General features: G+C 52.2%; 15 protein-coding genes and 1 pseudogene. 10 read left to right on the plus strand and 6 right to left on the minus strand.

Annotated elements, in window-relative coordinates:
* Positions 1–18: 18 nt before the first annotated feature.
* Positions 19–891: pseudogene (locus JMJ04_RS21805) on the minus strand (IS982 family transposase).
* A 126-nt stretch (positions 892–1,017) separates the two neighbouring features.
* Between JMJ04_RS21805 and JMJ04_RS21810 the strand changes: the two are divergent.
* From JMJ04_RS21810 to JMJ04_RS21820, 3 genes are all read left to right on the plus strand, one after another.
* A complete protein-coding gene (locus tag JMJ04_RS21810) occupies positions 1,018–1,362 on the plus strand; it encodes a hypothetical protein (RefSeq protein ID WP_201372596.1) in 345 nt (114 codons plus the stop codon).
* 357 nt (positions 1,363–1,719) lie between these two features.
* Positions 1,720–2,106, plus strand: a complete 387-nt coding sequence (locus JMJ04_RS21815) for a nuclear transport factor 2 family protein (protein WP_236038264.1) — start codon at positions 1,720–1,722, stop codon at positions 2,104–2,106.
* Positions 2,107–3,179: 1,073 nt separating this feature from the next.
* On the plus strand, positions 3,180–3,452 hold the full coding sequence (locus JMJ04_RS21820; RefSeq protein ID WP_236038266.1) for a hypothetical protein: 273 nt from the start codon (positions 3,180–3,182) through the stop codon (positions 3,450–3,452).
* 56 nt (positions 3,453–3,508) lie between these two features.
* On the opposite strand, the gene JMJ04_RS21825 is transcribed toward JMJ04_RS21820, so the two are convergent.
* Positions 3,509–4,624, minus strand: coding sequence for a tyrosine-type recombinase/integrase (locus JMJ04_RS21825; protein ID WP_201372599.1), 1,116 nt, complete (start codon positions 4,622–4,624; stop codon positions 3,509–3,511).
* A gap of 50 nt (positions 4,625–4,674) precedes the next feature.
* Between JMJ04_RS21825 and JMJ04_RS21830 the strand changes: the two genes are divergently transcribed.
* The 6 genes from JMJ04_RS21830 to JMJ04_RS21855 all read left to right on the plus strand — a co-directional run bounded on the left by JMJ04_RS21830 (position 4,675) and on the right by JMJ04_RS21855 (position 11,326).
* Positions 4,675–5,139, plus strand: a complete 465-nt coding sequence (locus JMJ04_RS21830) for a GNAT family N-acetyltransferase (protein WP_201372600.1) — start codon at positions 4,675–4,677, stop codon at positions 5,137–5,139.
* 241 nt (positions 5,140–5,380) lie between these two features.
* The gene (locus JMJ04_RS21835) at positions 5,381–5,668 is read left to right on the plus strand and encodes an AMP-binding enzyme (RefSeq protein WP_268887393.1); all 288 of its coding nucleotides are present in this window, start codon (positions 5,381–5,383) and stop codon (positions 5,666–5,668) included.
* 50 nt (positions 5,669–5,718) lie between these two features.
* Positions 5,719–6,477 carry an AMP-binding protein gene (locus JMJ04_RS21840; protein ID WP_201372602.1) on the plus strand — a complete coding sequence of 253 codons (759 nt, stop codon included), beginning with the start codon at positions 5,719–5,721 and terminating at the stop codon, positions 6,475–6,477.
* A gap of 560 nt (positions 6,478–7,037) precedes the next feature.
* Positions 7,038–8,480 (plus strand): IS4 family transposase, encoded by a 1,443-nt coding sequence (locus tag JMJ04_RS21845; RefSeq protein ID WP_236038268.1) that lies wholly within the window; start codon positions 7,038–7,040, stop codon positions 8,478–8,480.
* 186 nt (positions 8,481–8,666) lie between these two features.
* Positions 8,667–9,296, plus strand: a complete 630-nt coding sequence (locus tag JMJ04_RS21850) for a YdcF family protein (RefSeq protein ID WP_201372603.1) — start codon at positions 8,667–8,669, stop codon at positions 9,294–9,296.
* 1,586 nt (positions 9,297–10,882) lie between these two features.
* Positions 10,883–11,326, plus strand: coding sequence for a hypothetical protein (locus tag JMJ04_RS21855; protein ID WP_201372604.1), 444 nt, complete (start codon positions 10,883–10,885; stop codon positions 11,324–11,326).
* Between the two features lie 117 nt (positions 11,327–11,443).
* On the opposite strand, the gene JMJ04_RS21860 is transcribed toward JMJ04_RS21855, so the two are convergent.
* Entirely contained in the window at positions 11,444–11,935 is a 492-nt protein-coding gene (locus JMJ04_RS21860) for a hypothetical protein (RefSeq protein WP_201372605.1), read from the minus strand.
* A gap of 343 nt (positions 11,936–12,278) precedes the next feature.
* Here JMJ04_RS21860 and tnpC point away from each other — a divergent pair, with 343 nt between their 5' ends.
* Positions 12,279–13,766, plus strand: coding sequence for an IS66 family transposase (gene tnpC, locus JMJ04_RS21870; RefSeq protein WP_201372606.1), 1,488 nt, complete (start codon positions 12,279–12,281; stop codon positions 13,764–13,766).
* A gap of 120 nt (positions 13,767–13,886) precedes the next feature.
* On the opposite strand, the gene JMJ04_RS21875 is transcribed toward tnpC, so the two are convergent.
* The 3 genes from JMJ04_RS21875 to JMJ04_RS21880 form a co-directional block, all read right to left on the minus strand.
* Positions 13,887–14,705, minus strand: a complete 819-nt coding sequence (locus tag JMJ04_RS21875; RefSeq protein ID WP_201372607.1) for an alpha/beta fold hydrolase — start codon at positions 14,703–14,705, stop codon at positions 13,887–13,889.
* Positions 14,706–15,189: 484 nt separating this feature from the next.
* Positions 15,190–15,876 (minus strand): hypothetical protein, encoded by a 687-nt coding sequence (locus JMJ04_RS46660; RefSeq protein ID WP_236038270.1) that lies wholly within the window; start codon positions 15,874–15,876, stop codon positions 15,190–15,192.
* Complete coding sequence (locus tag JMJ04_RS21880) at positions 15,873–17,663, minus strand: hypothetical protein (RefSeq protein ID WP_236038271.1); 1,791 nt, start codon at positions 17,661–17,663, stop codon at positions 15,873–15,875. The genes JMJ04_RS46660 and JMJ04_RS21880 overlap by 4 nt, the downstream gene beginning before the upstream one ends.
* Positions 17,664–17,993: the final 330 nt, after the last annotated feature.

The raw sequence follows: 17,993 nt of genomic DNA on the forward strand, positions 1-17,993 counted from the left end.
CTGGATAAGCCAACCCGATCAAGCAGCCAGAAGCAAGCGTTGATCGAGATGAAAGCTGGGCTTTTTGGCTTGATGACTGTAAACAAGAAGCCCAGCAATCAAATGAACGACAAAGTTGATCGGGCTGCGATGGTGCGGGTGCTCAATCTGCGAGATATTTTTGAACTGATCAATGATCGACTCAATAATCGCGCGTTTGCGCACCAAGAGTTTATCAGAAAGGTGCATCAGATGATTTTTTCATGTTTTTTTTCGCAAGAGAGGGATGAGTTGCAACCCTTGCTCAAAGAGCAACTGGGTCAAGGAAGCGGAAATATAGCCGCGATCCCCAATCAGCTTGCCACGCAGACGCTGTACCATTTGAGGCACTGGAGCGCGATCATCGACATTGCCTGGTGTCAAAGAGCACGCGAGCAACTCGCCTTGATCGTTGACCGCCAGGTGCAGCTTGAACCCAAAGAACCAGCCCATTGACGACTTCCCTCGCTTTGCGTCGGCGGCAAAGACACGATGCTGGTGGATGTGTTTGGGATCACAGACTTCCAACGAGGTCGAGTCAATGAAGCTGATGCCTGTGCAATCCCCATAGCGGCTCTGCAAGTAGGCGAGCATGGGCACGAGCAGAGTAGGAATGAGTGCGACAAAGCGGGGATAACTCACCAGATGAGGGAACTCACTGGTCAGGGAGACTTGCACGTGCTGCGTGTAATACGCTTTGAACGTTCGATAGTGCGACTGATGAAAATGGATCAGAATGGTCATGATCTCGCTTGGCCACAGCTGCCCTGGGCGTTGACGCTGTTTGCCTGTTGCGATCTGAGTGGCTTTGAGATTCGGTGCAAAGTTCAGCATAAAATCATCGACATCGCAAAACAATTCGAGTACACTCATGTCTAGATCCCTCCGATGGTGGATAGAAGCTTTTTGTCAGTGCTCCTATTCTAGTTCATCGAAGGAGAATCTACTTATCCAGAACTCACGTTAATTAAGAGTATACAAAAAGAGCAGACGTTTCGAGTGTCTCATGGGTCCCTGGTGCGTGAGGAAAAACGGCGTTATGCCTATCGCTTCGAGATAGAGGCTGGCGCATCTCCCACGCTCCTTGAGGGATCTGATGTACTACTTCGTGCGACCAGATTTGATGAGGAGATCGCTGCGCAGATTGTGAGTGTTGAGGACGAGACTTTGACGCTCAGCGTTTCTCGACGGCTGGAAGTGCGTGTCCTTGAGTCAGGGGAAGTGGTGGTTGATCGCGCCAGGCTCTATCGCAAACTCAAAGATGCCATGCTCGGCTCAAAGGCCGAAGCTGGCCTGGACCGCATCTTACTCAATGAAGTGGCTGGTAAATGCCCCACGAAGTGAGACGATCTGGCCCGCAAACATGGAACATTGCCCTCAATCTTGGACACTGGAACAAAAATTTCTGGAAAAACCGCTCCTCATCTGGCTTCTTCCATCGATATCTTGTAAATTGGAGAGAAAAAGAGGTTCGCGTTAGCTCTCCTGGAGGAGGAGTCTGATCAGGTCAAGTAAGGTATCCATCTCGAACGGCAGTGATCCGCGAGGACCAGATCAGGACACTCCCGGACCGATTTCGGCCCGTGAAGCAAAACGATTTACACATTTCCGCTTCTCCTTTCCTCTGTGAGAATGCTGCTTTAGTACCCTTTGGAAAGCATTTGTTCAAAAAAGAATTCATTTGGAGGAAAAATGATGAACATGCAAGACTCGACAGCCGTTACCATAGCACGCGCCCATATCAACGCTTGGAGTCATCAGGATTGGGAGAAGACAAGAGAACTACTTGCACCAGATGTACACGCTGTGGTAACAACGACGCAGCCCATGAAGGCTCCCACAGAATTGACAGGCATCGACGCTTACATGGAGCCCAAGATAAAAGCCGCGCAGCTTATCGAGCCCGGAAGTGTTCAGGAGATCTCGTCGATTGGCGATGAAAGTAACGCACTCGTTCTGGTAACTTTTAGAATAGGTCTGGGCCCAGGTGGGACAATGGTGACCATGGCGAGAGCTATTCTCTACTTGCTCGATGAGAGCAAGAAAATCAAAGAAGAACGGGATGAATACTTCATTCTTTCACAGTAGCGCGAATAGGGACTCACAGGACTTTCTGCTTCAAGAACCACGCAGATGAATGACTTGTTCCTCAAAGATGTGGAATGTCTCTGCACATCGTTCATTCCCTTTCTCGTTCGTTACCCGCCAACCACGTTCTAGTCTGTTTTTCCTGTGACCGACCAACGTTTCGCTGTCAAAGGCGTCTGCTGCTTACGTGGGACGTGCTCTTTGAATCGGAGGATGCCCTTAACCGGGGAAAGTGAACGCATTCTTCCACAGGAAGGCACATTCCATCAGGTTGATGCCACTGTCGGTAAATCGTTTGAGATCGATGCGAACTCCTCCAGAGAACGTGCAGTTGACTGTTTGGCTCGTGTGTTCCTGTTCTTTCTCCGTTTCCACCGTTTTCGTTGTTTCTGCTGCCCGTTTCCTTGGCGTTCTCGCTCCGTTCCATTCCGTCTAGTCGAGGGACTTTCATCCTTGGCTCGGCTCCAATCGTATTTCGACAACCTGTATAACCACGAGTATCCCTCCTACAAGGATGTGTCTCCAGAGCGCAATTTACAGATTTCAGAGGCAGTATATCAGATGTAGGGCGGTTTTGCCCAGATTCGTTTGTCCCTGTGCTCAAGATTGAGGGCAATATTCCACGTTTGCGGGCTAGATCTGCTTACTTCGTGGTTCTGGCTCGCTTTTGATACCGCTGGCGAACCTTGGAGAGAGCCATGAGGCAGCCAGGTAACAAGTGCATTGTGGATGTTGTCGGAGCGGCTAGCATTCATGAACCAAGCAGATGACCAGCAAAAGATGCAATTGTTGATCTCTTCTGCATCACGCTGAAGGCTCATAGATCTTCAGCGTGATTAAGATCCAGATGCGCTCTTTACAATGCCATCCTGATGCTCCTGAGGAGGATTCGCCAGCGGTATCAAGAGTAAGCCAGAACCACGTAATGAGCGAAATTCCTCCCATGAAATGAGCAAATTTACAGCACGGGGAAAATCGGCGCTACCTGGAGCAAGTCTCCTGCATCCATTCCTGTTACTGATGAGAATATGGAAGAGACAGGCCAGATACTGAGCCAGGCCGAAGAGAGAGGCATGGTTTACTTACAGCAAGATAATGAAATACTTTCTTTATTCGGTGAGGAGTATCCCCTCGGACCAATTAAACCATTGTCATTGCCTGCAACACTGGCAAACTGGCTGGAGGTCAAAGCTCTACTAGATCAAGGTTTTTGCGGTGACCTTCATTTGGAATTTGCTCCTCGCAATGATGGATCATTTACGAAAGAATACCTCCAATGGCTTCCTGAGAATGATGGTAGCTTGGCTGCAAGCTTGCATTCTGATGCAAATGGCCCTTCCAATTAAAATCGTCTGTTGTCTCTCTATAAGGAGGAGTATGGGATAGTGGTCATCATCTGGCCTTACTCCTCCTTTGCCAAGTGTGTGGAGATTCCAAAGACCTGCTCCAGATCGCGGCTATACTTATGCTCCGCCCGCTTGAGCACTTTGAGGTAACGTCCAGTGGTCGCCAGGCTCTCGTGATCAAGGAACTCCTGGATCTCGCTCGCGCTGACCCCGAGTTGATCGAGGGTCTTGGCCGTCGTGTAACGGGTCACGTGGAATTTACTGGTGCCCAGGCGACGCGCACAGATTTGTTCCAGGGCCTGGAGCGAGAGAGCCTGCCCGCGGCTCTGGTTGCGTGAGAGGGAGATCCACACGGGGGCCTCGCCCTGAGTAGCCCATCCGGAACCATAGACCTGCTCCAGGTAGGCAATGAGCGTGGCACTCGTTTCTTCTCCAAGCTGCCGCGCGCTGCGTTTGCCGCCCTTGGTACGTGGGAAGGTCACCCGAAGCGCGGCCCCAGCGCGGGTGAGGTGGCCGATCCGCATGTCGGCGAGCACCTGAACCCGTTGGCCGGTATGCAGGGCCAGGCTCAGGAGCGCATAATCGCGCAGGCCACTGAGCGATGTCCGGTCAATGGTGGCCAGGAGCTTGCGCATGTCGAGGGGTTCGATGGCCTCGGCACTGGCATAGTCATAGACTTTGCGCCGCTCCAGCAGTTCAATGGGATTGTCGCCCTGGTAGAGTTGCTGTCGATGAGCATAGACAAAGAGGCTGCTGAGAATCGCCAGGCGCTGGTTATAAGTGCTATTGGCGGGTGCGCCGGCGCGGGTCGAGGTAGCGGCACGTTCTCCGGCCCAGCGCTGGACAATCAGGAGCCAGTGCGCTCGGGTCCCGCGCTCCGAGAGATCCATGAAGAGGTCATAGCCCTGGGCGCGCAGCGCGTCACGGCAGGAGAGGGCAGTACTATGGTAGGCGAGATGGGTCTTGCGACTGTGTGATTTGCCGGTCTTGGCATCTAGCCAGGCCACCAGGACGCCATCCTCAGGTAGATGCACCAGGTGCGGGCATCCTGGGACGATGCACGCAAAGACCTGCTCCCCCGTGAGGGCCTGGCTCTGGAGGATGGGGAGGTGAGTAGCGCCTGACCAGTCGCTCTGGTGATCCTGGTGGGTCGCTGACTGGTGATCGTGCATCGGGTGAATCCCTTCCTATATATACATGTGGTGTGGGTGAGTGGCGGGAGATGGGTTGGTTATGTCCCTCTGCCCTGCTGGTGTTCGAGCGGGAGAATCGGGCCTACTTCGCGGCGGTGATACCGGATCGGGGGGACGAGTTCTTCGCCGAGTTCGATACGCGGCATGCGCAACTGCTCGCGCAGCAGGCCGCCGGGACGGATTACTTTTACCTGCTGGTGGCCGAGGGCGGCGAGGTAGTGGGGCGGGTAAACCTGTTCAATGTGGCAGACGGGTCGGCGGAACTCGGATACCGGATCGCGCAGAAGGCTGCGGGGCAAGGGCTGGCCACAGCGGCGGTGCGTGAGGTGCGCGAGCTCGCTGCCACAGAGTATGGGCTTACCAGTCTGCGCGCGAGGGTCACGCTGGATAATCCGGCTTCCCGCAAGGTGCTTGAACACAATGGCTTCGTCCCTGTCAGTGAGCTAACGCTTAACGATAAGCCAGCCAGGTCCTACATCTGCGAACTCCGGTGACGCAAGCACATTCGTGTAAATCCGAACACTATTCCGGCCGCTTTTACCATAATTGTCCTGGTGGGTAAGCTACTCTGAACAACTTGTTCACCAGGATAATTGTGGGATTTTTACTAGAATAGTGGTCGGATTTACAGCTATGTTGTAGAGGGGTTCCTGTTCTATCAAGCTTCTTTTTGCATAAGACATGGTCATTCGCGGCGGTGAGAACCTGTTCCCGGCAGAGATCTAAGCCTTTCTCATCCGCCATCCCAGAGTGGCTGATGTGCAAGTTGTGGGCGTGCCAGATGCCTTCTTTGGCGAAGAACTGCTGGCGGTGGTCTTCCCCAAAGCTGGCGAGCTACTCACCGAGCAGGAGCTACGGGACTATTGCCAGGGCCAGATCAGCCACCAGAAGATTCCGCGCTACTTCCTGTTTGTGGATGCCTATCCCCTGACGGCCAGCGGCAAGGTGCAGAAGTTCGTGCTACGCGAGCAGGCCATCGCAGCCCTGGGCTTGGAGGAGGCAGCGAAGACGAAAACCGCCTGACACAAGAAAGGCGGCGACGCAACGCCCTCTTGCGGGAAAAGGACGGGACCATGTCACAGCAGACGCCTGCACGGACTATCCAGGAGATCGAGGCCATTGAGCGTATTCCCCTTGAGGAACGCTTCGGCGCCCGTAGCACCTACGACCTGATTCGGGCAATGGCTGCACAGGATCCGGATCGGCCGGCCATCGCCTTGCCAGCAGGTGTGGTGTGCTCGGATCGGGCGACCCACCTCTCTGCGGGCGCCTTGCTCAAAGGGGTGCATCAAACAGCCAACCTGGGCGTTGAGGCGACAGATGTGATTGCCGAGCTGTTGCCCAATCTGTTGGAGGCCCACCTCCTGTTCTGGGGAGGACAGGCCGCCGGGATCGTGTGCCCGATCCAGCCCGGCGTCCCTGTAGAGCACGCCATCGAGCTGCTGCAGGCGGCCCAGGCAAAGGTCCTCGTGGTACCAGGGCCACAGGTGAACCAGGACCTGTGGCGGAAGGCCGAGGCAGTTCGCCGGGAAGTCAAGAGCATCACCAGCGTACTCCAGGTGCGGGGGCCGGGGAAGGAGCGAGATGCAGTCTATGCCTTCGATGCCCTCGTCGGGGAGTATCCTGCTGATCACCTCCATACCGGACGTGAGATCACCCTCGACGACCTCGCGGTCTCCTTCTCTCCCAGTAGCACGACCGGTGTCCTTGTCCTGGTGCCTTTGACGCACGGGAAGTTGCTGTACACCGCCTGGGCGCTTGGCCTGGTCACCAGGCTCGCGCCGGAGGAAGTGCTCTTGCGTGGCCTTTCGCGCTTTTTCCAGGGCTGGTAGCCAGCAGAGAGTTCATAGATCACCTGAGTTCACCCCGAAGAAACAGGCGCAAATCGAGCTTATGGGGAGTAAGCAATGTCGAGTGCTGTTCCCTGGCTCATTCTCGCCGTTTGCAACGTCAGTAGCGTGGCGATCCTGCCGCTTGCCGAGCGGTGTTCAATCGTTGCGGCCAGTACTGGCCGCAACGATTGAACACCGCTCGGCAAGGAAACATAGCGAACGTTCCTGGCATACCCTTTCTTCTTTCCCCATAATATCGATTCTCGCCTGTTGCTCGTTTCTTGTGGTCACTGGTGCAAGAACAAGAAACGTGAGCCAGTGGCATTAATCTGCACCCGCCCTCTCCTCTCTTTCCACAGCTAACGTCTTGATGCGTAGGGGCGCAAATTCTCCAGGGAACGCCCGTGCTGGCCTTGAGTTAAAGCTGAGTGCACCGTTTCGGGGGGTTATGCAAAAATCCCCATACGCACCAACTTAAGCAAGGCAGAGGCAAAAAGAGGCTCCATCTGCGATGATGTCAGAAAGAGAAACCTGATATCGAGAGCAGAGGGAGCACAGACATGGCAAATGTAGCACACGTCGAGCAGTCTTTGAAGCACATCCTGGAAGAACGAGCGAATGTCCTGGCCCGCGAAACGGGCTGTATTGAACGGCAGAGAAAATTCAGTGGAGCCGACCTGCTGCAAACGCTGGTTTTTGGCTGGCTGAGCCATCCGGATGCCAGTCTGGAGCGGCTCGCATCCATGGCGACCATCCGCAAGGTGGAAGTGACAGATACCGCGCTGCACAAACGCTTCACGGAGCCCTGTGCCCACTTCTTGCATGCGGTGTTTGAGGAGATGGCCAGTGTGGTCGTTGAAGCCAGCCAGGATGTCCCGTTGGAGCTCCTGTGTCGCTTTCAGTCAGTCGTGCTGGAGGATAGTAGCAGTATCGCCCTCCCAGAGGAATTGGCAGAGCAGTGGCAGGGATGCGGGGGATCTCCTGGAAAGGGGCAAGCTGCGGTGAAATTGCATGTTCGTTGGGAACTCAAACGGGGACAGGTGCAAGGCCCAAGGCTCACGCACGGACGGATCATTGATCGATCCAGTCCGTTCAAAGATGATGGCTTGCCGGTGGGAAGTCTGTATATCGCCGATCTGGGGTATCTGGATTGGGGAGCGATTGCTGCTCGACGAGCGGCTGGCAGTTACACGCTCACTCGTGCCCAGGCCAGAACCAACTACTGGACGCCGGAAGGCAAACCGCTGGAACTGGATGCGCTGCTCCCACAGCAGGTCGGACAGACCCACGAACGCTGGGTTCGTGTGGGCAAAGAGCATCGGCATCTGATGCGTCTGCTCATCTTGCGAGTTCCCCAAGACGGAGCTTCGCGACGACGCGCCAACTTGGAGGCTGATGCCAAGCGACGCGCTCAACCCGTGCGGGAGCAAGCCTGGAAACTGGCCGACTGGACCATCTTGCTCACCGATGTCCCTGCGAATCTTCTGAACTTGCAGGAGGCTCTCGTCCTGGTGCGGGAACGATGGCAAATGGAAATGCTTTACAAGTTATGGAAGCAATACGGGCGGATTGATGAATGGCGCACCACGAATCCCTGGCGCGTGCTCTGTGAACTGTATGCCAAGCTCATTGGACTGCTCCTGCAACACTGGCTCATTCTCCTGTTCGCCTGGCAAGATGAGCAGCGCAGAATGCCGCAAACTGGCACAGGTGGTCCGCGATACCGCCAGTTCGCTGCTGGAAGCTTTTGCAGGGGAGCGCTCGTTTCTCTCTGCCCTACAAGCCATCCAACGTCGCATGCGTTTAGGGTGCCAAATGAACAAGCGCAAAAAGCATCCCAATTCCGCCCAACTCCTCCAGCGGAGATCGACCAACTGGGCTTTGAGTCCTTAAGTTGGTGCGTATGGGGGGTTATGCAAAAATCCCCAAATTGGTATAATTATCCTGGTGGATCTCACGATCTTTTATCTGCACAGCAACCACCTTCACCAGAAGAATTTTGAAAAATGACCAGTTTAATGGCTGTTGCCCACTTTGGGGGCTTACGGCTTGCTTGCTGACCTGAAGGAGAGCTACCAAGTGCAAATCATCGAGCTTGTAATGAAGAGCAAGCGGACACTAAGCCCCCAAAGTGGGCAACAGCCGTTTAATATTGGGATTTACAATAGGAATTGGATTAAAATAAAACAATGAAGAAGAAAATTCTCATCACACTTTCGATAATTGTCGTTATTATTCTACTCATATATGTGCCGTTGGTAATCTACATTAGTCACATGGCAAAGCAGGATACAAAAGTAAAATCAGATGTAATCGTAGTCTTAGGTGAGGGGGCTATGGGTGGTATTTCCTGCTTCGGACCAAGATGCCAGCATGGTTTTGTTCCACACCCCCACGATAACCCTTGCCTGGTTTCCCGAATAAACCAAGCGGTTTCTCTTTACAAAAACCACTACGCGCCAAAAATCCTTATGTCTGGCGGGACCGACAAAGAAGATAATGTTAATGAAGCCGAAACTATGAAAACAATCGCTATGAAAGATGGCATTCCAGGAGCGGATATTCTAACTGAGAACAAGTCAACTTCAACGTATGAAAATCTCGTGTTCTCGCAAAACATACTTAATAAAGCAGGGTTACATTCAGCCATCATTGTTACTGACCCTGCCACAAATGCTAGGGCTGGGCTTATAGCTTCAAAGCTACATTACACATACTCTTTATCTCCAGATATGAACACAACTTGCTCGCATCTAAGTGATTATTCTCTCAGAGAGCCTTTAGCAATAATTGACTATTTTCTCTCAGGGAAAATATAGAGATTGCTAAAAAGTATCTGAGCAGCAGTTTGTCTGATAATTAAGATGTAAATCCCAACATTAAACTGGTGAAATTGGTATAATTATCCTGGTGGATCTCACGATCTTTTATCTGCACAGCAACCACCTTCACCAGAAGAATTGTTGAAAAATGACCAGTTTAATATTGGGATTTACACTCGCCGCCTCCGTCGTATACGTCAACCCGGGCAGACTCTGAGGGAGAGAGTATGAAGTGCTGATAGTTCCCATCAGGGACGTGTACTTTCATGTCGCGGCCATAGTAGGATCTGCGCTTTCTGTAGTCAGCGAGCGGGATGGTTGAATCAATCCTGCAGAGATAGGTGTCATTGTCCATAAAGCCTGTAACCCCTCTCCTAATGCCTCAAGACGGTCGAAGAACTGGAGCCTACAATCCAAACATCGCTTCTAGGCCCAAGTTATATAGTTTCTATGTTTGGACATTGTGACACTCCTCATTCTTTTAACATAATAGGCCCTGGGCTACGTAAGGTGTCATGAGCCGCAAGGTAGCGGTTACTACATGCATAAGCAGTATCGTCAGCCATCGCTAGTTCCTGATTCTGAGAGTGTCGGAACTGACAACTTCTACATGAATAAAACGAAGAATGCCCCTAAGCACAACATGTAATGATTCTCATAGGTCAAATGGGATCAAGTTCTTTTCCAGAAAAAAAGGCGGAACTTATGAGGGAGAAAGAGCTATGCCCGTATTACCTGCTACCTTGCGGCTGGTGACAGCTTACGTTGCGGGAGGCCTCAATGGTGCTCCTTCAAAAAACTTGTGGTCAACACACTGCTAGTAATGGCAATAACAAACGTAAAGAGCAAGCATGGATGCATATATACATATTTCTAGTTTGCGCTGTATAATACGTATGTCACAAACAACGTGTTCGTAAGACAGGGGATAACGTGTTGCGTATATTTTTCTTGTATAAAGCATTTCTTCGCATTCTTGGTATTTCGTTTATCTTCCTAGGTATTTGTGAAGCGTATATTGTTCTACATGCCTTTACACACCCACAGATTCTTAGCATCACATTACAGGTCATTTTAACTACCCCCTTTAGAATGGGTCCTCCCTACTATTTTGGAGCCCCATCATTTCTTGGTATTGGTATAGTATGCCTGGGTCTCAGTTCCATGAGGGGAACACTAGCTTATTGGTGCTTACAGGTTACTGTCTGGCTTATAGGTATAAATATCTGGTATCAGTTCAATGGAAATTTTGGAACTACAAGTGTTATTCCACCTTTTTCGATTCTCATTGCGACTCCAAACGATCCATGGCCACAGCTGATTGTCACTTTGGTTGTTTCCCTCATCCTATTCGCATTCTACATTCCTATTACGTGCATGTTGAGAAAATTGGATGGACGAGGAGGTGCATCTGTAGCAATTCACACTCATATAAAATAATAAGAAATTATTTATTTTCAGGATCTTGTAATTAATAGATGCCGGAATCGATATCAAAAGTTCTAATTTGTGGGTTTTGAAGAAATAGACTAGAAGGTATAAAAATCTACATCTAGTGAGCCTAAAGAGAGGGATGTAAGAACATGAGAAAATATATTTTTATTAGTTTCCCAACGTATGTTTTTTTCTATGCTTTGCTACTCGGTAGTTTAAGCTCATGCGTTTCTCCTGGAAGTCTTGTTCCCACAAGGCTTGAGGTGACACGTTCATCTCCCCTTCGCCCTCTGCCAGCGTTGCATATCGCGGTGACTGATGCAAAGGCTGTGCAGCAACTCTATCAAGCAGCGTATAAGTTGCCAAGTCCATCTCTGGGCAAACGGCAATGCCTCGAAAATACTGGCATTGTTTACTATTTGAAATTCATACAGAATACCCAGAGCAGCGAAGAGATGGATTTGCAGGTATCAGGATGCTTGACCTTGACAACGGCACAAGACACTCGTCAGGAAGACGACCAATTTCTACATCTCGTGGCCAAGGTTATACATGTTGATCCTCTTGTTCCTCTTCTCCCAGTAATCAAATGAGGATTAGCTCACTTTAAGCTCCTTTGAAGCTCAGCTTAGCATTAACGTAAAGGCGGTTACTGATCTGTAGCGCTACCTCTAGAACCCATGGCAACTGGGACTATCTCATTTACGCACTTAGGCAACGGGCGTAATATTTTTTGATCCTACGAGCTTGTGCAAGAAGCAGGCCACAGGCTTGTAGCAAGCTAGGAGAGCCAGAGAAAGGACCAGCGTCACCAGCGCGAATGGTGTAAAAACTCCGGGTGAATAAGATGTAGTACCAATCAAAATAGCAAAAGGAAACCAAACCGATAGGCTAATCAACCAGAGCGCGAGCTGTAAACATACATACGCCACCCACACACGCCCGCTCGTCACTCCCCAAAAGAGCACACCAATGCCTACCCAGAAAAGGGGACCAGGCATGAAGGGACCAAACAGATACAAATTACCAGGCAGAGTCGAATTTCCCATAAACCAGCCACCACACAGGAGATAGTTTATTTCATCCGTAAGGGCTTCAAATTGAGAAGTCAGAACGAGCACAATCACATAGAACCCATAGAGCAGAAAGAACACGCCAACAATTCGTAAAAGGGTTTTAAATGACACTGTTCTTTGAAGCATAACTGGCACTCCTTAGCCATTCACACAATTATAGTATCCCTCTAGATAGAATAAACGTATTTTGCTTGCTAAATCAAATTGTTTGAAATCTACCAAACAACAAGACTGTACTGGCTACCTGGTACATCCGTTCACAAAATTACCAGTATCACCTTTCTTGAGCCATCTGCTGACTACTGGCAAACCTTCAGAGCTTATAAGGTCATAGCACTTTGTTCGACCAATGTTCAGATGCTTTGCAGCTTGCTCTACAGTCAGGAGCCAAGGCTCAGTATGCTCATTTCTTTCGTAACTACTCAGGTCCCCTCGGAGAGGAGGTAGACAAAGCTGATAAACTACGGGTATGACAGAAGAAGAAATCCACCGGCTAAGAAAAGAGAACGCAAACCTTCACGAGGCGTATGCCCGATTGTGGGAAGAAAGCCAGCAGAAAGAGCGGCACATTGAGGAGTTAGAGGGGCGACTTTTGAGCGCGCTGCTGCGGATTGAGGAACTGGAACAGCGACTGGGCAAAGATAGCCACAACAGCCACAAACCGCCATCGAGTGATGGATGGAAGCACCAGCCCAAACCTCATCAGAAGACGAGCAGACCTTCTGGGGGCCAACCTGGCCACCAGGGCCATGCGCTGGCTCAAGTGGACGAGCCAGATGAGGTGATTGTGCATCGGCCCGCGGAATGCTCGACGTGTCACTGGGAGTTGGCAGAGGTGGCTGGGCACGTCAGCGAACGTCGGCAAATCCACGAGCTTCCTAACCTGCGCCTGAGAGTGACCGAGCATCGGGTCGAAACGGTGTGCTGTCCGGGATGTGGGCATCCCACCCGCGGCCAGTTTCCGGCAGATGTGCGTGCCCCCGCTCAATACGGCTCGCGCGTGCAGGCCCTGGTGGTGTATCTGTCGCAGTTTCAGTTGCTGCCCATGGAACGCGTCTGTGAGGTGTGGGAGGATCTGTTCGGGTGCACGCTCTCGGAGGGGACGCTGGCCAGTTGGGTCCAAGAGGCAGCCCGCACGCTCTCCCCAAGTCTGCTCATCCTCAAAGAATTGCTCCTGCGCAGCCATATCGATCACGTGGATGAAACTGGGGCGCGGATCAAAGGGATCTTGCATTGGTTCCATGTGAACGCAACGGCCTGGCTCACGCTCTATTCCTGGCATCGCAAACGAAGTCAGGTTGCGATGAATGAGATTGGGGTGTTACCGAACTACACTGGTCGCGCCATCCATGATCGCTTGAGTAGCTACGATCACTATGGCTGTGAACACAGCCTCTGCGGGGCCCATCTGCTGCGTGATTGTGTCGCGGTGGCCGAGCAGGGCCAACAGTCGTGGGCTCAAGCCATGTACGAGTTACTTCTGCATATGTGCCAGGTTGCGGGACAGTGGCGCGCGCAGGGAGTCACAGCCCTGCCCCGAGCCGAGCGGGATGCATTCGTGCTCCAGTATTTTGAGATTCTCCGGCAAGGCTTTGCTGCTAACCGAGCGTTGTCCCCACCTGAACAAGATCCAGCACGCCAAAAGCCAGGTCGCAAGAAACAAGAGGCCGCGAAAAATCTGCTGGATGCCCTGCTCAAACGAGCTGAACAAGTGCGGGCTTTCCTGGATGATCTCTCGATCCCCTTCACGAATAACCTGGCCGAGCGTGATTTACGCATGATCAAAGTGCAACAAAAGATTTCCGGCACCTTCCGCAGCGAACAGGGAGCCACGGCCTTCTGCGCGATTCGCAGCTATGTGTCCACCATGCGCAAGCAAGGCCGTCCCATGCTCGCTGCTCTGACCGCGATCTTTGAGGGTTCTCCGTTTCCGATTGCATGGGAGCCAGGGACCTGAACAGGGAGTTTGCCAGGTGAAAGAAGGATGCACCAAGGATGAGAAAAGAGTTGGAGAAGAGGTTTCCCGACTCCTCATTCTCGCAGATGATGCGTCCTCTTCAAAAGAGCTGAAATGCTCTTACAACTCGCTCAAGAACCTCAATACGATGCGGGTGAACTCCTCAGGCTGCTCCATGTTAACCATGTGGGCTACGCCGGGGATGATAACCTGCTGTGCTCCGATGATCTGGTCAGCAAGCTGGCGAGTAAGCGTCAGCTTGTCGGGAAGATCGTGGTCACCGACCATGAGAAGGGTAGGGACATGAATCTCGTCCAGACGCGTGAGAGCCGACGGTTGTAAGGCGATTTCATCCGCGCTCTCAGGCAGAGAGACGGCAATAACGGGAGACAGCATGTCATGCACGAGCTTCCGCACCAGCGGGTTCACCTGTGCGGATGTACGTCTGGGACCATCGACCCACATCCGCAGACTCAGCTCAGTTGCACCCTCCACGTCACCCCGCTCAAGTGCTGCCTCCTCTTCCGCGAAGAACTGCCGCACCAGTTCCGATGACTGCGCCCCGCTCACACTCGTGGCGACCAGCACGAGAGAGGTCACCATCTCAGGGTGAGCGAGCGCAAAATCGAGCGCGATCTTGCCACCAAGCGAGATGCCGACGACATGGGCTTTCTCGATCCCAAGAGATGTGAGAAGCGCAACCGGGTCCTCATGGTTGGCGAAAGATCCGGTGGGGAAAGGCGACTGGCCATAACCGCGGACGTCATAGCGGATAGTACGATAATGACGTGCGAATGCAGGGAACTGCTCGTCCCACATACGGCTATCAGCAATCCCGGCGTGGATTAACAGCAAGGGATCGCCCTGCCCGGCAATTTCATAATACAATGGGGCACCTTGTGCCTCCAAAAAGCCTGTCTGTGAATGGATTTCTGCCACAAAACTCTCCTTATTTCCATCTTGATGTGTTGCTGTGATACGTACTCACAGCAACAGAAAGAAACCCGTGGACTGCCTACGGCAGTGAGGGTTGAAAAACGATACGTGGGAACAGAGGATAAATGAGGCAGAACTTACTTCATCGGCGTGCAGGTGTACAGCTCAGCCTCATTTTTCGCGTGTCTCTCAAAAGCATCACTGTACACCTCCTTTCTCTCGTGTTATGAGTTCTCATAATAACTCAAGCAGACAGCTTTGGCAACCGGCAACGAGGATGAAAAAACGTGCTCATTGGGGTCTAGGCACCTCATCCACATCGAGGACGGCATCAAGAGCAGAAAGTCAGCCATTCAAAACGCTCTTTCAAAAGAGCTGAAACCCTGCTGAGTAGTTACTTTCTTTCCATTGCGTTGCTCCTTTAACCAATCATCAATTCGCTAATGTCTATAAGAATTCCTATTATTGGTGCTATCGTTACCTCATATCAGTTACCCATGAGTGCTAATTGTTGTTCAGCAGGAAAAAAGCAATACTGCTGCAACCACTGAAGAATTTGCTGTTGGTTGCCCAGATGCCAGACCTGTCCAACCGTCGACTTCTCTCGAATTTCAATGACACGTCGACGGCTTCGAGGAGCCAAACGCACGCCAATGCCATAATGATCAACGTCAATACGCTTGCCCAGTGCGCTCACCCATTGCACTAGGGGGCGTGGTAAATTGGTGAGGAGTTCCTGCTCTTCTTCTGTAGGAAGCCGCTGGGACTCACCCCAGGACAGATAGGTCTGGATCTCATACCTCACCTCAGCATCATCAGGGTCATAGGGAGTGGCGAGGATTTCATCGACCGCGACCTGGCGATGCTTCTCATACTCCTGAGGGGTCAAGAATGCACCATCACGATCCACGAAGAGATAGCCGTAGCGCTCCAGGCCTTGTGCGCCGCCTGCTGCCCAGAACTCTTGCAACCATCCCGCTTCAATGATCATCTCGTGAGGAAGTGGGCGTTTCCCCTCGCCTGGCGTGATGCTCCCACTGCGCGCTGCAACTTCAAGCACCCACTCCAGATGGTTATAGGTCAATCCACCGTTGAGAATCCACTCTGCCCAGGCCACCATTTCGGCGGGAGGCTCTTCCAGCTCCTCCACATACTCACGGTATTTCTTGATCACCCATCCTCCCCCAAGCGAGCCGCACGACGTCCGGGATCAGGGAACCAGGTGCGCACCAGGGCGTCCACCGCCGCCACATGCAGCCACTCCGGATGCTCATGCATACGCTTGAGGTAGACTCCAACGTTTTCATTGCTCTGGTTAAAGCGCTGTGAGTAATCCAGAGCCAGTGCCTCAAGCATCTCATGGGTCGCCGGTTCATACACGCGCTTCATTGCAGCCACCTGATCCCGAAGGGAGAGCAAAGGACTATCACCCTCATCCTCTGTGGTCACAAGAGAGACATTCTCTTGCGCGGGAGAAGACAGGGTGGAGGAAGACTCATCAATGACCTCTCTGCGAGAACAGGCAGCAAATGATTGACCTGGTTCCTCTGCGATACGCGCAAAACCATCGACCTGTTTTTGTGGAAGACCATGTTCTCTCAATTCATCTTCACTTTTTTCATCTATTTCTTTTTTTGGTAATTGATGAGTATTGAGAGAATTGAATTCAACGCGCGCACGCGCGTGTGTACGCGTATGGGCCTCCTGGGTCTGCGTTTGCGTGCCGCACAGATCGACGGTTTCTTGCACCAAAGGTCGACGATCCTCCACAGCAGTCGATGGTTTGGCGAAAAGTTGACGGTTTTCTTCACCCACTGAGGCGCTCGCTTGAGGTCGACGATTTTCTTCTGGAGTCGACAGTTTCTCAGGAGATTGTCTGTTCTCCCTCTGAGTCAATGGAGCGGCTTGAGGGCGATCGTTTTCTTCTGAAGTCGACACATCAGGTTGTGGACGAGAATCTCCCTCTGCAATTCTCGACCTTCTTCGAAAACGTCGACCTTGACGTGGTATTGTTGTTCGATCACGATGCATCACATCACAGGTTGGTTTCGTCTGCGTTTCAGGTGACGAGGAAACTGGCTCACGCTCCTCAAACGGTTGTGGTGAAACCGCTTGCGTTGAGTGGGTCAGTTCCTCCCAGACAATGGTGGTTATCGATACTCTCATGGCAGGGGTGAGACGCATCCCAGAGGACTGCATCATCGCCGTCAGGCGCTCAACCGTTCGCCCCACCCGCTCTTCTTTACCAGAAAGCTCACCACGCCTTTCCGTCATCTGGGAAGTATGACTACAGGTTCGTTGCTCATATTGTCCTTGCTGTGGAGGTGGAACTAAACGCAGATACCCTGGCCGGGTTTTCATGGCTCCTGCATCCTTTCCATCGTGATCACTCTCGACGCAGGGGGTCTGCTCCTCTAGACACACTGCGACCCGTTGCAACGCACGCGAACGTCTGACGCTTTTGCGTCGACTTGTGAGCTGTTGCACCTGCTCGGCACAGACAGGCAGGCAGGGCGTCGAGGTCAGTGGAAAATAATAGCGCGTCCCCATGCCTTTGGGCTGTTTCGCTTTGAGCAAGAGGCCTGCCGCCTGTAACACTGAAATGTATTTAGCTGTGGTGTCATAGCACCAGGGCCAGGCAGACAAGGGAGAGGTGCAGAACGCGCGAAGACTCTGAATCGTGAGCACAGCAACTGGTTGGGGAGGTTCATGAGGGAGAAGTGGGATCTGTTCGATGCGCGCCACACGAAGCCACTGGGCCAGAAACGCCTGCCCATTGAGACAGCGCCGATCCTGTGACCCAAATAACTGTTGCACCTGCTCCAGTAACGCAGGAGGAACCACTTGCAATGCGTGCAGTGCCATCATTTGCTCTTCATGCCCTTCCCTACTTCCAGGAGGAGCGTGTGGAAGACCTTTAGGAGCATTCGATGGTGGCAGGAGACGCTCCATATTGATCATGTTGTTCTGTCCGCCTTTCGTCATAATAAGATCGTGCAGCCCTCACGTATGTTGGTTGGTCGTGGAGAATAGGAGGGGAGGCATAGCGCGAGAGCCACACGACGTGCTCTTAGTGTACTAAAAAGCCCTCCAAAAAGGGAAGAGGAAAACCACCCAATAGTGGGCGAAGTTCTTCGCAATTTTCGGCGAAGTTGGACAGTTGCTACAAGGCACAGCATGATTTTTTCTTTGTCTCTCTCACCACCATCGCTGCTCAACCCGCTTCAAAAGCCAATCAAACACTGTGGGGAGGAGCGCCTCTGGCAAGGGAGTAAACACTATCTTCTTCGG

Source organism: Ktedonobacter robiniae, assembly GCF_016587375.1.
In the GTDB taxonomy this organism is placed as follows: domain Bacteria; phylum Chloroflexota; class Ktedonobacteria; order Ktedonobacterales; family Ktedonobacteraceae; genus Ktedonobacter; species Ktedonobacter robiniae.

Coding starts and splice junctions, on each gene's coding strand:
- JMJ04_RS21815 (WP_236038264.1), top strand. CDS start 1,720: ATGCAAGACTCGACAGCCGTTACCATAGCACGCGCCCATATCAACGCT.
- JMJ04_RS21820 (WP_236038266.1), top strand. CDS start 3,180: ATGGTTTACTTACAGCAAGATAATGAAATACTTTCTTTATTCGGTGAG.
- JMJ04_RS21825 (WP_201372599.1), bottom strand. CDS start 4,624: ATGCACGATCACCAGTCAGCGACCCACCAGGATCACCAGAGCGACTGG.
- JMJ04_RS21830 (WP_201372600.1), top strand. CDS start 4,675: ATGGGTTGGTTATGTCCCTCTGCCCTGCTGGTGTTCGAGCGGGAGAAT.
- JMJ04_RS21840 (WP_201372602.1), top strand. CDS start 5,719: ATGTCACAGCAGACGCCTGCACGGACTATCCAGGAGATCGAGGCCATT.
- JMJ04_RS21845 (WP_236038268.1), top strand. CDS start 7,038: ATGGCAAATGTAGCACACGTCGAGCAGTCTTTGAAGCACATCCTGGAA.
- JMJ04_RS21850 (WP_201372603.1), top strand. CDS start 8,667: ATGAAGAAGAAAATTCTCATCACACTTTCGATAATTGTCGTTATTATT.
- JMJ04_RS21855 (WP_201372604.1), top strand. CDS start 10,883: ATGAGAAAATATATTTTTATTAGTTTCCCAACGTATGTTTTTTTCTAT.
- JMJ04_RS21860 (WP_201372605.1), bottom strand. CDS start 11,935: ATGCTTCAAAGAACAGTGTCATTTAAAACCCTTTTACGAATTGTTGGC.
- tnpC (WP_201372606.1), top strand. CDS start 12,279: ATGACAGAAGAAGAAATCCACCGGCTAAGAAAAGAGAACGCAAACCTT.
- JMJ04_RS21880 (WP_236038271.1), bottom strand. CDS start 17,663: ATGATCAATATGGAGCGTCTCCTGCCACCATCGAATGCTCCTAAAGGT.